We start from the raw sequence: 457 nt of genomic DNA, 5'->3' as shown, positions 1-457 counted from the left end.
GCCGATCCCGGTGATCTCAAGCCGGGCGAGGACGTCCGCGCCGGAGCCGTCCCAGCCAAGCCGCAGGCAGGTACCGGCGGCGAGCGCGACCAGCGTCGGCCGGGGCAGGCCGGACGGGCGGTGCCAGGAGCTGATCCGTCGGGTCCGGGCCGAGGCAGGCACCGGCCCGCGGCTGCCCGGATCAACCGGGACGAGGTTGTCGACACCGACACCGAGCCGTTGCAGCAGCCGGACGAGGTCGGTGACGTCCGCGGACATCCGCAGCCGGGAGTCCCGGACGATTGTGTCCGAGCGCAGCCACACGAACAGCTCGCCCTTCGAGACATCCGGGGTACCGCCCGTCCCGCTCGCCGGGGCACCGCCCGTCCCGCTCGCCGGGGCACCACTCGTGCCGCCCGAGACGCCACCCGTGCCGCCCGAGACGCCGCCTGCGCCGCTATAGGCGCTGAACGTGTCC

1 protein-coding gene is annotated in these 457 nt (G+C 74.8%); it reads right to left on the bottom strand.

The features are described from left to right. Positions 1–457 (bottom strand): hypothetical protein (locus tag AC5LUJ_RS19100; protein ID WP_493465411.1); only part of this gene is annotated, 457 nt, incomplete at both ends.

The sequence above is a fragment of the Protofrankia sp. CiP1_Cm_nod3 genome (genome assembly GCF_982290655.1).
This window is presented reverse-complemented; position numbering and strand designations above follow the sequence as displayed.